The organism is Phycicoccus avicenniae (assembly GCF_018139485.1).
Classification (GTDB): Bacteria; Actinomycetota; Actinomycetes; order Actinomycetales; family Dermatophilaceae; genus Phycicoccus; species Phycicoccus avicenniae.
The window spans coordinates 310400-323560 of record NZ_JAGSNF010000001.1 but is presented as its reverse complement, the minus strand read 5'-3'; the positions used below and the strand labels follow the sequence as shown (position 1 = coordinate 323560).

Sequence of the window (13161 nt, the reverse complement as noted above, 5' to 3'; positions counted from 1 at the left end):
GGGAGCCCTCGGGCGGCTCGCGAGGCACGGATGCGACCGACGGCCACCCACCCAGCCCGGACGTGCCGACGGGCGGCCCTCCCGGAGGAGGACCGCCCGTCGGTCGTGCAGGCGTGGTGCGTCAGGGGCTCAGAAGCCCATGCCGCCCATGTCGTCGCCACCCGGCATGGCCGGAGCGGCCTTCTCGGGCTTGTCGGCGATGACCGCCTCGGTGGTGAGGAACAGCGCGGCGATCGACGCGGCGTTCTGCAGCGCCGATCGGGTGACCTTGGCCGGGTCGATGACGCCGGCCTGGACGAGGTCGACGTACTCACCGGTCGCGGCGTTGAGGCCGTGACCCGGGGTGAGGTTGCTGACCTTCTCCGCGACGACCCCGCCCTCGAGACCGGCGTTGATCGCGATCTGCTTGAGCGGCGCCTCGATGGCGACCTTGACGATGTTCGCGCCGGTCGCCTCGTCGCCCTCGAGCGTGAGGGTGGAGAACGCCTTGGCCCCGGCCTGGATGAGGGCGACGCCACCACCGGCGACGATGCCCTCCTCGACGGCGGCCTTCGCGTTGCGGACGGCGTCCTCGATGCGGTGCTTGCGCTCCTTGAGCTCGACCTCGGTCGCCGCGCCCGCCTTGATGACGGCGACGCCGCCGGCGAGCTTGGCGAGGCGCTCCTGGAGCTTCTCGCGGTCGTAGTCCGAGTCCGACTTCTCGATCTCGGCGCGGATCTGGTTGACCCGACCCTGGATCTGGTCGTTGTCCCCGGCGCCCTCGACGATCGTCGTCTCGTCCTTGGTGACGACGACCTTGCGGGCGCGCCCCAGGAGCGAGAGCTCGGCGGTGTCGAGCTTGAGGCCGACCTCCTCGGAGATGACCTGGCCACCGGTGAGGATGGCGATGTCACCGAGCATGGCCTTGCGGCGGTCACCGAAGCCGGGCGCCTTGACGGCGGCCGACTTGAAGGTGCCCCGGATCTTGTTGACGACGAGCGTGGACAGGGCCTCGCCCTCGACGTCCTCGGAGATGATGAGGAGCGGCTTGCCGGACTGCATGACCTTCTCGAGGAGGGGCAGCAGGTCCTTGATGGAGCCGACCTTGGAGTTCGCGATGAGGATGTAGGGGTCCTCGAGCACGGTCTCCATGCGCTCGGTGTCGGTGACGAAGTAGTGGCTGATGTAGCCCTTGTCGAAGCGCATGCCCTCGGTGAGCTCGAGCTCGAGGCCGAAGGTGTTGCTCTCCTCGACGGTGATGACGCCTTCCTTGCCGACCTTGTCCATCGCCTCGGCGATCATCTCGCCGATGGCCGGGTCGGCCGCGGAGATCGAGGCCGTCGCAGCGATCTGCTCCTTGGTCTCGATGTCCTTGGCGCCGGCGAGCAGCTCGTCGGAGACGGCCGCGGTGGCCTTCTCGATGCCGCGCTTGAGCGCCATCGGGTTCGCACCCGCGGCGACGTTGCGCAGGCCCTCGCGGACCAGCGCCTGGGCGAGGACGGTCGCCGTCGTCGTGCCGTCACCGGCGACGTCGTCGGTCTTCTTGGCGACCTCCTTGACGAGCTCGGCGCCGATCTTCTCGTACGGGTCGTCGAGCTCGATCTCCTTGGCGATCGAGACACCGTCGTTGGTGATCGTGGGGGCGCCCCACTTCTTCTCCAGGACGACGTTGCGGCCCTTGGGGCCGAGGGTGACCTTGACGGCGTCGGCGAGGGTGTTCATCCCCCGCTCGAGACCGCGGCGCGCCTCCTCATCGAAAGCGATGATCTTGGCCATTCGGGTGGTTCCTCCCACGCGAATCGAAGGTGGGACCGGACGGTGCCCGCGACGGACGGGCCGGGGAGCCACGGCTCACGTCGCCGTGACGTCCCGACCCTCACCGGGCCGGTCAGTTCTGTCACTCTCGACGTGAGAGTGCCAAGGCTCATTATTGGCACTCTCCCCCCGAGAGTGCAAACGGCGTCGTGACGGGCTCAGAGCACCGGGTCGACGTCCTCGAAGGTGAGCCGCATCGAGGCGTCGGCCTCCGAGGACACCGGGTCGTCGAGGTCGCCGACGAAGACCGCGACCGCCTCCCGGAACGGGTTGCCCTCGAGCTCGTGGAGCACCTCGCGCCACGCGACGAGGTTCGGGTGCGACCGGTCGGCGGCCGCCTCGGCGGGGGCGAGGGAGTCGACGGCCGCCTCGAGGTCGGCGTGCGAGACGGTGAGCGTCTCCGACCCGCCCTCGTGGCCCAGGACGGTCGCGAGGACGACGGCCGACAGCCCGTGCGTGCCGCCCGGGGTGTTGACGTGCGGGAACACCCACTCCGGCGACGACGTCGCGGGCGAGATGCCGACCGCCCACGCGACCGGGGACCGCCAGCCCTCGATCCGTCCGGCGAGGTGGGCCTCGATCGCGGCGAGGCCCTCGGGGGTGCTCCAGTCCAGTTCCGTCATCCGGCCACGATGCCAGACCCGCCTCGCCGCGTCGCCGGACGTGGCCGGGCGTGGCCGCCGGCCTCGCACCCGCGCCCTCCCGGGTGAACATCCGGTGAACGCGGGACACCGATGTGGTGATGCGCAGGTGTCGACCCCATGATGGTCGCTCGTGGACGCAGCGACCCTCATCCTCGTGCTCGTCATCGTGACCGCACTGGCCTTCGACTTCACGAACGGCTTCCACGACACCGGCAACGCCATGGCGACCTCGATCGCCACCGGGGCGCTGCGCCCCAAGGTGGCCGTCGCGCTGTCCGCGGTCCTCAACCTCGTCGGGGCCTTCCTGTCCGTCGAGGTCGCGCTCACGGTGACCAACGCCGTCGTCAACCTGCAGAACAGCGACGGCGCCCCGCGGGCCGAGCTGCTCGCCGGCGGCGGGGAGAACCTCCTGCTCATCGTGCTCGCGGGCCTCGTCGGCGGCATCGTGTGGAACCTCTTCACGTGGCTCTACGGCCTGCCGTCGAGCTCGTCGCACGCCCTCCTCGGCGGGCTCGTCGGCTCGACGCTCGCCGGCCTCGGCGTCAGCGGGGTCAACTGGACCGGCGACGGGACGAAGCTCGACGGCGTCGTCGGCAAGATCCTCCTGCCGGCCCTCATCTCGCCGGCCATCGCCATCGCGGTCGCCGCCGTCGGGACGTGGCTGGTCTTCCGGATCACGTCGGGGGTCGCCGACCGCTACCGCCAACGGGGGTTCCGGTGGGGCCAGATCGGCAGCGCCTCGCTCGTCTCCCTCGCCCACGGCACGAACGACGCCCAGAAGACGATGGGCGTGATGACCCTCGCGCTCATCGCGGCCGGGCAGTGGACCGACCTCGAGGCGATCCCGCTGTGGGTCAAGGTGTCGGCCGCCGCCGCCATCGCCCTCGGCACCTACCTCGGCGGCTGGCGGATCATCCGCACTCTCGGCAAGGGGCTCATCGAGATCTCCCCCGCCCAGGGCATGGCAGCCGAGTCGAGCTCCGCGGCGGTCATCCTCTCCTCGAGCCACCTCGGCTTCGCCCTGTCGACGACGCACGTCGCCACCGGCTCGATCCTCGGCTCCGGCGTCGGACGCCCGGGAGCCCAGGTGCGGTGGAGCGTCGCCGGGCGGATGGTGGCCGCGTGGGCGATCACGCTCCCCTCGGCCGGGCTCGTCGGCGCGCTCATGTACGTCGTCGGCAACGCCCTCGGCGGGGCGCTCGGCGGCATCGTCGTCTTCCTCGTCCTCGCGGGCCTCGCCGGGTGGATGTACCACCGCTCGCGGCAGGCGCCGATCAACGCCCACAACGTCAACGAGGAGTGGGACGGCGGCGCCCGTCCGCAACGCTCCCGCAAGAACGTCCACTGACCCCACCGCACGTCCACCGGAAGGACGACCCGTGCACAACATCGAGTTCGCGCTCGAGGGAGCGCTCCAGGTCCTGCTCGTCGGGCTGGTCCTCGGCGCCGGGATGCCGGCCGTCTTCGCGCTCGGCATCCGCGCCATGGCCTACGGGGCCGGGGGCGACGCCGAGGTCCAGCAGGCGCCGCCGCACCCGGTCGGCCGCCTCCTCGCCGGCCTCTGCTTCGCCGTCGTCGTCGCCGGGGTCGCCCTCGGCATCACGGTCGTCGTCGCCGGCGGCTTCGGCAAGGAGGTCGTCTTCGACCCGGTGCTCCCGACGCTCGTCGACGAGGGCTGAGCGATGGCGCAGCTCTCGACCGACGTCCTCGCCTGGGTCCGGGCGGGGTTCCCCGACGGCGTCGCCGACACCGAGGCGGCGGCGCTCGCCTCGATCCTCCAGGAGCGCATGGGCACCGAGGCGACCCACGACCTCCTCCGCCGGTTCGCGGACGAGGGGATCCTCTCGGGGACCGCGCTGCGGGCCCTCGTCCCCGAGGAGTCCGACGTGCGGACCGTCTCGGCCCGGCTCGCCCTCGGCGGGTGGCCGCTCGGCGGCGCGGCGGAGGACGAGGACGACACCCCCCGGGAGGGCAGCCCGCTGGCCCGGATCGTGCACTGGCTGCGCGAGGGCTACCCCGGAGGCGTCCCCGAGCACGACTACCTGCCGCTGCTGGCCCTCCTCGAGCGCCGGCTCACCCGGTCCGAGGTGAAGAAGGTGGCCAAGGCGCTGCGCAAGGCCGACGTCAGCCCGGCGGGGCCGGAGGACATCGCCGCGATGATCACCTCGTACACCCACGTCGAGCCGAGCCGTGACGACCTGCAGCGGGTGCGCGACCAGCTCGCGAAGAAGGGCTGGCCGACGGAGTTCCCCGACCCCGAGATCTGACCGGGCGGTTCCGGGGCGGACGGCACCGATGCCGCACGCGCCGACCCGCACCCACAGCGACGCCCGTCCGGCTTCCCTCACGGACGGGCGTCACTGGCTCTGGGGGGCCGGTGTCAGGGCTCCATGCCGAGGCGGCGGGCCGAGCGGGCCCGCTGGCGGCTGGCGCGCAGCCGCCGGAGGCGCTTGACGAGCATCGGGTCGTGGGCGAGCGCGACGGGGTTGTCGATGAGGGCGTTGAGCACCTGGTAGTAGCGCGTGGAGCTCATGTCGAAGAGCTCCTTGATCGCCGTCTCCTTGGAGCCGGCGTACTTCCACCACTGGCGCTCGAACGCCAGGATCTCCCGGTCGCGCTCGGAGAGACCCGGTGCGACGGTGGTGACCTGTTCGGACGCGGCGCTCACGGTTGTCCTCGACCCTTCGGTTGTGTGCTGCGGCTCGCGCTCACTGTACCGGCCGAATGACACGGCTGTCATTCCCCTGGACGGCTCCACCGCGTGTCGGCTGGACATCCGCCGACGCGGCCGACTCACGAGTCACACCCGCCCCATCAGCCCCGACGAGCGGGGTCGGGGCCGGTCCCGAGCAGGGCGGCCGCGAGCGCGGTGACGTCGTCGACGACGGCGTCCGGGGCCTCCTCGACGAGCGCCGCCCGGTCGCCGGCGCCCCACGTGACCGCCACCGCGGCGCAGCCGGCCGCGCGCGCGGCGCGCAGGTCGACGACGGCGTCGCCGACGTAGACGCACTCGGAGGTGTCGACGCCGAGGGCCGCCGCACCGTGGAGCAGCGGGTCGGGGGCGGGCTTGTGGCGCGCGGTGTCCTCGAGCCCGGCGACGACCTCGACGGCGTCCTCGATGCCGGCCGCCGCGAGGGCGAGCGCCGCGGTCTCGCGGCGCTTGGAGGTGACGACCGCCGTGCGGACCCCCGCCGCGGCGAGGTCGGCGAGCAGACGGGGCACCCCGTCGACCCGCCGGATGAGCCGCTCGGTGTTCGCGAGGTTCCACCGGCGGTACTCCGCGTCGAGGGCGTGGCCGTGCTCCGGGGACTCCTCGAGGAGGGCCTCGAGGAGGGGCCGGCCGATCCACGCCCGCGCCCTGGCCTCGTCGACCTCCTCGCCGAGCACCGTGAAGAAGGCGTGCCGGTACGAGGCGACGATGAGCGGGATGGTGTCGACGAGCGTGCCGTCGAGGTCGAAGAGCACGACGGGCCGGAACGGGGTGGGGGTCGTCACGGCGCCCATCCTGCCGGGCCCGGACCGGACCGGCGGCCGGGGGTCAGCAGCAGGCGGCGGCGTCGGTCGAGCCGCCACCGGCGGGGCGCGACAGCGGGCGGTTCCCCGCGTCCCGCGCGTCGGCGGGGTCGTCGTCCTTGACGGTGTACACCTCCCACGGGGCGCCGTCGACGTCGTGCACCCAGACCTTGTCCTGCAGGGCGAAGCAGCACGTCGAGTCGTCCTCGTCGAAGGAGGCGAGGCCCGCCGCCGTGAACCGCCGCCGCGCCGCGTCGACGTCCGCCGTGGACCCGACCTCGACCCCGAGGTGGTTCAGCGCGCCGGCGGTGCCCGGGGCCCGCTCGGCGTCCTCGACGAGCACGAGCTTGAGCGGCGGCTCGGTGACCTCGAAGTTCGCGTAGCCGGGTCGGCGCTTGTGCGGGGCGACGCCGAACATCGCGGAGTAGAAGTCGACCGCGGCGGCGACGTCGGACACGTTGAGCGCGAGCTGGACGCGCTGGGGGGACGGGCTCATCGGGAGGACCTCCTGGTGGGGACGGCGACCGACGGTATCGATGACGGTCGATACCGAGCATCTCCCGTGGCATCGACGGTTGTCAATACTCCGATGGCCGTCCGGTGGTCCGCGGGGTCCTAGGCTGACGACGATGACCACTCCCGCCCCGACCCCCCCGAAGCCGCTCCACGAGCTCGTCCACCCGTCGTGGGCCGCGGCGCTCGCGCCCGTCGAGCCCACGGTCGCCCGGCTCGGGGAGTTCCTGCGCGAGGAGGTCGCCGCCGGGCACGGCTACCTGCCCGGTGGCGCGCACGTCCTGCGCGCGTTCCAGCGCCCGCTCGAGGCCGTCCGGGTGCTCGTCGTCGGCCAGGACCCCTACCCCACCCCCGGCCATGCCGTCGGGCTCTCGTTCTCGGTCGCGCCGGACGTCAGACCGGTCCCCCGCAGCCTCGTCAACGTCTTCACCGAGCTCGAGTGCGACCTCGGCCACCCCCGGCCGACCAGCGGCGACCTCACCCCGTGGGCCGACCAGGGGGTCCTGCTCCTGAACCGGGTCCTCACCGTGCGTCCCGGCGCCCCCGCGAGCCACCGCGGCAAGGGCTGGGAGGAGGTGACCGGCCGGGCCATCGAGGCGCTCGTCGAGCGGGGCGGACCGCTCGTCGCGATCCTCTGGGGCCGCGACGCCCGCTCGCTCGCCCCGCACCTCACCGGTGTGCCGTGCGTCGAGTCGGCCCACCCCAGCCCGCTGTCCGCCCGGAACGGCTTCTTCGGCTCGCGTCCCTTCTCCCGCGCGAACGACCTGCTCCGGCAGGCCGGCGCCGACCCCGTCGACTGGAGGCTCCCGTGACGACACCCCCCACCGACCGCGTCTGGTGCCGCTACGTCGCGATCGGCGACTCCTTCACCGAGGGGCTGTCCGACCCGGACCCGGACCACGACGACGCCTTCGTCGGGTGGGCCGACCGGCTCGCCGGCCACCTCGACGCGCTCGCGGACCGCGAGCACCTGCCCTTCGGCTACGCCAACCTCGCCGTCCGCGGCCGCACCCTGGCCGACGTCGTCGGCCCGCAGCTCGACGCGGCGCTCGCGATGTCGCCGGACCTGGTGTCGATGGTCGGCGGCGGCAACGACCTGCTCCGCCCGAGCGTCGACCTCGACGGGCTCGCCGCCCGTCTCGAGGAGGCCGTCGTGCGGATCCGCGCGACCGGCGCCGACGTCCTCCTCGCGACCCCGACCGACACCCGGGCGGCCGGGCTCTTCAAGGCGCTGCGCGGTCGGCACGCGGTGCACAGCGCCAACCTCTTCACGATCGCCCAGCGGCACGGGTGCGCGGTCCTCAACCTCTGGGGCATGACCGCCCTGCAGGACTGGCGGATGTGGTCCGAGGACCGGATCCACCTCACGACGGAGGGGCACCGCCGGGTGGCGCTCGCGGCGCTCACCGCGCTCGGACACGAGACGGACGACGGCGACTGGTCCGCGCCCCTGCCGCCCCAGGCCCGGCCCGGACGGTCCGAGGCACTGCGCGGCCACGCCGCGTGGGCGCGGACCCATGCGGGACCGTGGGTCGAGCGCCGGGTGCGGGGGACCTCCTCGGGGGACGGCCGCGAGCCGAAGCGACCCACCCTCGAGTACGTCCGCGACCCCGACGAGCGCCGGACGGACCAGACCCTCCCCGACGGCTGAGCGGACGGCCGGGCGCGGCACGCCGTCGTGGAGCGTCACCACGCCACCACGCACCGTCCGACCGGACGGGCCACGGTGCCGCAGATGCGTCGGTATGCTCCCAGCCATGACGCAGATGCGGATCAGTGACGCGGCCGAGCTGCTCGGGGTGTCCGACGACACCGTGCGCCGGATGGTCGACGCCGACCGGCTCCCGGCGACGCGCGACGACGCCGGACGGCTCGTCGTCGAGGGCGCCGCCCTCGCCGCCCTCGCCCAGGAGATCGCCCGACCGGCGGCGGTCGGCACGGTCGCCGACGAGTCCGCCCGCAACCGGATGCGGGGCGTCGTCACCCGGGTCGTCACCGACACCGTCATGGCGCAGGTGGAGATGCAGTGCGGACCGTTCCGCATCGTCTCGCTGCTCTCCCGCGAGGCCGTCGAGTCCCTCGGCCTCGAGGTCGGCAGCGTCGCCGTCGCGTCGATCAAGTCGACGAACGTCGTCGTCGGGGTCCCGCAGTGACCGCCCGCGGACCCCGCGCGACGCCGGCCGCAGCCGCCGCCATCGTCGCGGCCCTCGGCCTCGCCGCCTGCTCCCCCGCGACGACGGAGGACACGAGCGCCGACGCGGAGGTCCCGACCGGCGAGGGGGTCGTCACCGTCCTCGCCGCCGCGTCCCTCACCGAGCCGCTCACGGCGCTCGCCGAGCGCTACGAGGCCGACAACCCGGGCGTCACGGTGCGGATCAGCTTCGGGTCGAGCACGACGCTGGCCCAGCAGATCGCCGAGGGCGCCCCCGTCGACGTGTACGCGAGCGCCGGCGAGTCGGCGCTCGACCTGCTGCCCGAGGACGTCGCCGCCGACGCGGGCCGTGCGACCGTCGCCCGCAACACCGTCGAGATCGCGACGCCGCCGGACGACCCCGGCGGGGTGTCCTCGCTCGCGGACCTCGCCGACCCCGACCTCGACGTCGTCCTGTGCGCCGACACCGTCCCCTGCGGGAAGGCCGCCGACGAGGTGCTCACCGCCGCGGGTGTCACCCCGAACGTCGTCTCCCGCGAGGTCGACGTCAAGGCGACCCTCACGAAGGTCACCCTCGGCGAGGCCGACGCGGCGATGGTCTACCACTCCGACGTCGTGAGCGCCGGCGACGACGTCCGCGGCGTCGAGATCCCCGACGCCGACAACGTCACCCTCGTCTACCCGATGCTGTGGTTCTCGCAGGACCCCGACGTCGTCGGGTTCGCCGACCTCGTCCGCGGCACCGACGGCACGAGCGCCCTCGTGGAGGCGGGGTTCCTCGCGCCGTGACGACCGCCACCCCCGGCGCCTCGCCGGAGCACGGGGCCCCGGTCCGCCGGCCGCGCCCCGGCCTCTCCCGCCCCGGCCTCTCCCGCGCCGTCCTGCTCGTCCCGGCCGGGCTCGGTGTCGCCCTCGTCGTGCTGCCGCTGGTCGGGCTCCTCCTGCGGACCGACTGGCCGCGCATCCTCGAGAACCTCTCGGCCCCGCTCGTCTGGCCCGCGATCCGGCTCTCGCTGCTCACCACGCTCGCGACCGTCGCGGTCTGCTGCGTCCTCGGGACCCCCCTCGCCTGGCTGCTCGCCCGGGCCGACGGCCGCGCCGCGTCGTGGCTGCGGGCCGTGCTCACCGTCCCGGTCGTCCTGCCCCCCGTCGTCGGCGGCGTCGCGCTGCTCATGGCCTACGGCCGCCGAGGGGTCGTCGGCGCCCCGGTCCTGGAGCTCCTCGGCCTGCGCCTGCCGTTCACCCCGACCGCGGTCGTCCTCGCGCAGGTCTTCGTCTCCCTGCCGTTCTTCGTCCTCGCCGTCGAGGGGGCGATGCGCGGCGTCGACGCCCGGTACGACGCCGTGGCCGCGACCCTCGGCGCCTCACCGCTGCGGGTCTTCACCCGCGTCGCGCTGCCGCTCGCCGGACCGGGGATCGCCTCCGGCGCCGCTCTCGCCTGGGCCCGGGCGCTCGGGGAGTTCGGGGCCACGATCACCTTCGCCGGCAACTTCGAGGGGCGGACCCAGACCGCGCCGCTCGCGGTCTACGTCGCCCTGCAGAACGACCCGCAGGCGGCGATCGCCCTGAGCATCGCGATGCTGGCCGTCTCGCTGCTCGTCCTCGGCCTGCTCCGCGGACGGTGGCTGCGATGAGCCTCGACGCGCTGGTGCGGGTCCGCCGGGGGGTGATGACCGTCGAGGTGCCGCTCGCCGTCGACGACGGCCGGGTCGTCGCGGTCCTCGGACCCAACGGCGCCGGGAAGACGACCGCCCTCCACGCCCTCGCGGGGCTCGTGCCGCTCGACGGCGGGCACGTCCGCGTCGACGGCGCGACGTGGGCGGGCGACGGCGTGCACCGGGCGCCGGAGGACCGGGCCGTCGGGCTCCTCGCCGCCGACCACCTGCTCTTCCCCCATCTCGGCGCGCTCGCCAACGTCGCCTTCGGGCCCCGCAGCCGCGGGGTCGACCGCCGCTCCGCCGAGCGGCGGGCGCGCGAGGAGCTCGACGCGCTCGGGGTGGGCGACCTCGCGGGCCGACGACCCTCTGCGCTCTCGCACGGCCAGGCCCAGCGGGTCGCCCTGGCGCGGGCCCTGGCCACCGACCCCCGGCTGCTCCTGCTCGACGAGCCGCTCTCGGCCCTCGACCCCGCGACCCGGCCGCACGTGCGAGCCGGCCTGGCCGCCCGGCTGCGGGCCTACGCCGGGATGACGGTCGTCGTCACCCACGACCCCCTCGACGCCCTGACCCTCGCCGACCACCTCGTCTTCGTCGAGGACGGCCGGGTCGTCCAGGAGGGCTCGCCGGCCGAGGTCGTGCAGCGTCCCCGCGACCCGTACGTCGCGCAGGTCGTCGGCCTCAACCTGCTCGCGGGCGTGGGCTCCGGGACCGGCGCGGGCGACGCGGTGACGACCGCGCTCGGTCCCGTCGTCACGAGGGACGGCGGGGCCGACCGTGACGCCTGGGTGGCGTTCGCCCCGTCGGCCGTCGCCCTCTACGACGAGCGTCCGCACGGCTCGACCCGCAACGTGTGGTCGGCGACGGTCGGCTCGGTCGAGCTCGTCGGGCAGAGTGCCCGGGTGCGCCTGCTCGTGGGCGCCGCGCAGACCCCGCTCGTCGCCGAGGTGACGGCCGGCTCGGTCGCCGGCCTGCGGCTCCAGGCCGGGACCCGGCTGTGGGCGGGGGTCAAGGCGAGCGAGGTGACGTCCTACCCGCGGTGACCCGGTCGACGATTGGTTGGACGTCCTACCACCTCGCTACCGTGGGCCCATGCCAGCGACGAGGCTCATGCCGACCGAGGAGGGCCAGGACCTCATCGACCTGACCCGCGAGATCTGCGCCAAGGAGCTCGCGCCCCGGGTCGACGACGCCGAGCGGGCGGCCGCCGACGGCGAGTCCTTCCCGACGGAGGTCTTCCGCACCCTCGGGTCCGCGGGGCTGCTCAGCCTGCCCCACCCCGAGGAGCACGGCGGGTACGCCCAGCCCTACGAGGTCTACCTCCAGGTCGTCGAGGAGATCGCGAGCGCGTGGATGTCGGTCGCCGTCGGCGTCTCGGTCCACTCGCTCACCGCCTTCCCCGTGACGACGTACGGCACCGACGAGCAGCGGGCCGCGATGCTGCCGGCGATGCTGTCCGGCGACACCCTCGGCGCCTACTGCCTCTCCGAGCCGCTCGCCGGCTCCGACATCGCCTCGATGACGACGCGGGCGGTCCGCGACGGCGACCACTACGTCCTGCGCGGACGGAAGGCCTGGATCAGCCACGCCGGGCACGCCGACTGGTACACGACCTTCGCCCGGACCTCCGACGACGGCGGGAAGGGGCTCTCCTGCCTCGTCGTCCCCGCCGACGCCGAGGGCCTGTCGTTCGGCACCCCGGAGCGGAAGATGGGGCTGCACTGCGACACCGTCCGGGAGGTCGTGTACGACGACGTCCGCGTCCCCGTCGAGCGCCGCATCGGGGACGAGGGCCAGGGGATGGCGATCGCGCTGTCCGCCCTCGACGCCGGCCGGCTCGGCATCGCCGCCGCCGCGACGGGCCTGGCCCAGGGCGCGCTCGACCTCGCCGTCGGCTACGCCGGCGAGCGCGAGCAGTTCGGCCGCCCAGTCGCGCAGTTCCAGGGGCTGCAGTTCCTCCTCGCCGACATGGAGGCGGCGGTGACGAGCGCCCGTGCCACCTACCTGCACGCCGCCCGGCTCAAGGACGCCGGGCGCACCTTCGGCAAGGAGGCGGCGGTCGCCAAGCTCGTCGCCACCGACACGGCGATGCGGGTGACGACGGACGCCGTCCAGGTGCTCGGCGGCGCCGGGTACACCCAGGACTTCGCCGCCGAGCGGTACATGCGCGAGGCGAAGGTCACCCAGATCTTCGAGGGCACGAACCAGATCCAGCGCCTCGTCATCGGTCGGCACCTCACCCGCTGACGGAACCGCGGACGGCCCGCCGTCGTCCCACCGGGACGAGCACCCCAGCGGAAGGACCCCTGATGCATGCCCCCGCCCTCATCGCCACCGCCCTGCTCGCGGCGAGCCTCACCGCCTGCGGCAGCGCCACCTCCGAGGAGGGGACGGCCCAGGACGGCGCGTCGGGCACCCAGCCGAGCGGGACACCCCCGACCCCGGACACCGTCCCCGGCACCCCGAGCGAGCTGCCGAAGCCGTCCTCCAGCCCCACCGTCCCCCCGCCGGTCGACGCGGACCCGCCGCCCGGGCTGCGCGAGCGCCCGGCCGTCGAGCGGGCCGTCGCCGACGCCGCGAAACGCTCGAACGTCGCGGAACCCCGGGTCGTCGTCGCGGCCTTCACCCCGGTGACGTGGAACGACGGCTCGCTCGGCTGCCCGCAGCCCGACGAGTCCTACATCGCGATGCAGGTCGAGGGCGAGCTGCTGCTGCTCAGCGTCGACGACGAGCTGCTGTCCTACCACGCGGGCGACGACGGGTCCTTCACGTACTGCGCCGAGCCCACCGACGGCTACACGGTCCGCCCGGGCTGACCCGCCCCGGCCCCCTCACCCTCGGGCCGACCGGCGCCCGCACGTGGCGGGACCGGGCCGTCTCGTACCCGGCC

16 protein-coding genes are annotated in these 13161 nt (G+C 74.2%); 11 read left to right on the top strand and 5 right to left on the bottom strand.

Annotated elements, in window-relative coordinates; translation table 11 throughout:
- Positions 1-129: 129 nt before the first annotated feature.
- Both groL and KC207_RS01535 read right to left on the bottom strand, forming a co-directional pair.
- Positions 130-1755: a chaperonin GroEL gene (gene groL, locus KC207_RS01540; protein ID WP_211601125.1), complete on the bottom strand. Its 1626-nt coding sequence runs from the start codon at positions 1753-1755 to the stop codon at positions 130-132.
- Positions 1756-1952: 197 nt separating this feature from the next.
- Complete coding sequence (locus KC207_RS01535) at positions 1953-2417, bottom strand: hypothetical protein (RefSeq protein ID WP_211601124.1); 465 nt, start codon at positions 2415-2417, stop codon at positions 1953-1955.
- A gap of 151 nt (positions 2418-2568) precedes the next feature.
- Here KC207_RS01535 and KC207_RS01530 point away from each other — a divergent pair, with 151 nt between their 5' ends.
- From KC207_RS01530 to KC207_RS01520, 3 genes are read left to right on the top strand one after another with little or no spacing between them, the layout of a single operon-like run.
- On the top strand, positions 2569-3786 hold the full coding sequence (locus KC207_RS01530; protein WP_211601123.1) for an inorganic phosphate transporter: 1218 nt from the start codon (positions 2569-2571) through the stop codon (positions 3784-3786).
- 31 nt (positions 3787-3817) lie between these two features.
- Positions 3818-4117 (top strand): hypothetical protein, encoded by a 300-nt coding sequence (locus KC207_RS01525; protein WP_211601122.1) that lies wholly within the window; start codon positions 3818-3820, stop codon positions 4115-4117.
- A gap of 3 nt (positions 4118-4120) precedes the next feature.
- Complete coding sequence (locus tag KC207_RS01520) at positions 4121-4705, top strand: DUF3349 domain-containing protein (RefSeq protein ID WP_211601121.1); 585 nt, start codon at positions 4121-4123, stop codon at positions 4703-4705.
- A 113-nt stretch (positions 4706-4818) separates the two neighbouring features.
- On the opposite strand, the gene napA is transcribed toward KC207_RS01520, so the two are convergent.
- The 3 genes from napA to KC207_RS01505 all read right to left on the bottom strand — a co-directional run bounded on the left by napA (position 4819) and on the right by KC207_RS01505 (position 6447).
- On the bottom strand, positions 4819-5178 hold the full coding sequence (gene napA, locus KC207_RS01515) for a nucleoid-associated protein NapA (protein ID WP_211601120.1): 360 nt from the start codon (positions 5176-5178) through the stop codon (positions 4819-4821).
- 74 nt (positions 5179-5252) lie between these two features.
- Positions 5253-5933 carry an HAD family hydrolase gene (locus KC207_RS01510; RefSeq protein ID WP_249138480.1) on the bottom strand — a complete coding sequence of 227 codons (681 nt, stop codon included), beginning with the start codon at positions 5931-5933 and terminating at the stop codon, positions 5253-5255.
- Positions 5934-5976: 43 nt separating this feature from the next.
- On the bottom strand, positions 5977-6447 hold the full coding sequence (locus KC207_RS01505; RefSeq protein WP_211601118.1) for an ArsI/CadI family heavy metal resistance metalloenzyme: 471 nt from the start codon (positions 6445-6447) through the stop codon (positions 5977-5979).
- A 133-nt stretch (positions 6448-6580) separates the two neighbouring features.
- Here KC207_RS01505 and KC207_RS01500 point away from each other — a divergent pair, with 133 nt between their 5' ends.
- The 8 genes from KC207_RS01500 to KC207_RS01465 all read left to right on the top strand — a co-directional run bounded on the left by KC207_RS01500 (position 6581) and on the right by KC207_RS01465 (position 13087).
- Positions 6581-7276 carry a uracil-DNA glycosylase gene (locus KC207_RS01500; RefSeq protein WP_211601117.1) on the top strand — a complete coding sequence of 232 codons (696 nt, stop codon included), beginning with the start codon at positions 6581-6583 and terminating at the stop codon, positions 7274-7276.
- Positions 7273-8115, top strand: a complete 843-nt coding sequence (locus tag KC207_RS01495) for an SGNH/GDSL hydrolase family protein (protein ID WP_211601116.1) — start codon at positions 7273-7275, stop codon at positions 8113-8115. Before KC207_RS01500 ends, KC207_RS01495 begins: the two co-directional genes overlap by 4 nt.
- Before the next feature lie 106 nt (positions 8116-8221).
- A complete protein-coding gene (locus KC207_RS01490; RefSeq protein ID WP_211601115.1) occupies positions 8222-8617 on the top strand; it encodes a TOBE domain-containing protein in 396 nt (131 codons plus the stop codon).
- Complete coding sequence (modA, locus tag KC207_RS01485) at positions 8614-9405, top strand: molybdate ABC transporter substrate-binding protein (protein ID WP_211601114.1); 792 nt, start codon at positions 8614-8616, stop codon at positions 9403-9405. Before KC207_RS01490 ends, modA begins: the two co-directional genes overlap by 4 nt.
- The gene (locus KC207_RS01480; protein ID WP_211601113.1) at positions 9402-10250 is read left to right on the top strand and encodes an ABC transporter permease; all 849 of its coding nucleotides are present in this window, start codon (positions 9402-9404) and stop codon (positions 10248-10250) included. Before modA ends, KC207_RS01480 begins: the two co-directional genes overlap by 4 nt.
- Complete coding sequence (locus KC207_RS01475) at positions 10247-11314, top strand: ABC transporter ATP-binding protein (RefSeq protein ID WP_211601112.1); 1068 nt, start codon at positions 10247-10249, stop codon at positions 11312-11314. Before KC207_RS01480 ends, KC207_RS01475 begins: the two co-directional genes overlap by 4 nt.
- Positions 11315-11363: 49 nt before the next feature.
- Entirely contained in the window at positions 11364-12518 is a 1155-nt protein-coding gene (locus KC207_RS01470; protein WP_211601111.1) for an acyl-CoA dehydrogenase family protein, read from the top strand.
- A 62-nt stretch (positions 12519-12580) separates the two neighbouring features.
- Positions 12581-13087 (top strand): DUF8738 domain-containing protein, encoded by a 507-nt coding sequence (locus KC207_RS01465; protein WP_211601110.1) that lies wholly within the window; start codon positions 12581-12583, stop codon positions 13085-13087.
- Positions 13088-13161 lie beyond the last annotated feature (74 nt).

Excerpts from the sequence above, each read along its gene's own strand:
- KC207_RS01520 (WP_211601121.1), top strand. The coding sequence starts at position 4,121 with ATGGCGCAGCTCTCGACCGACGTCCTCGCCTGGGTCCGGGCGGGGTTC.
- KC207_RS01500 (WP_211601117.1), top strand. The coding sequence starts at position 6,581 with ATGACCACTCCCGCCCCGACCCCCCCGAAGCCGCTCCACGAGCTCGTC.
- KC207_RS01465 (WP_211601110.1), top strand. The coding sequence starts at position 12,581 with ATGCATGCCCCCGCCCTCATCGCCACCGCCCTGCTCGCGGCGAGCCTC.
- KC207_RS01535 (WP_211601124.1), bottom strand. The coding sequence starts at position 2,417 with ATGACGGAACTGGACTGGAGCACCCCCGAGGGCCTCGCCGCGATCGAG.
- KC207_RS01475 (WP_211601112.1), top strand. The coding sequence starts at position 10,247 with ATGAGCCTCGACGCGCTGGTGCGGGTCCGCCGGGGGGTGATGACCGTC.
- KC207_RS01490 (WP_211601115.1), top strand. The coding sequence starts at position 8,222 with ATGACGCAGATGCGGATCAGTGACGCGGCCGAGCTGCTCGGGGTGTCC.
- groL (WP_211601125.1), bottom strand. The coding sequence starts at position 1,755 with ATGGCCAAGATCATCGCTTTCGATGAGGAGGCGCGCCGCGGTCTCGAG.
- napA (WP_211601120.1), bottom strand. The coding sequence starts at position 5,178 with ATGACAGCCGTGTCATTCGGCCGGTACAGTGAGCGCGAGCCGCAGCAC.
- KC207_RS01505 (WP_211601118.1), bottom strand. The coding sequence starts at position 6,447 with ATGAGCCCGTCCCCCCAGCGCGTCCAGCTCGCGCTCAACGTGTCCGAC.
- KC207_RS01470 (WP_211601111.1), top strand. The coding sequence starts at position 11,364 with ATGCCAGCGACGAGGCTCATGCCGACCGAGGAGGGCCAGGACCTCATC.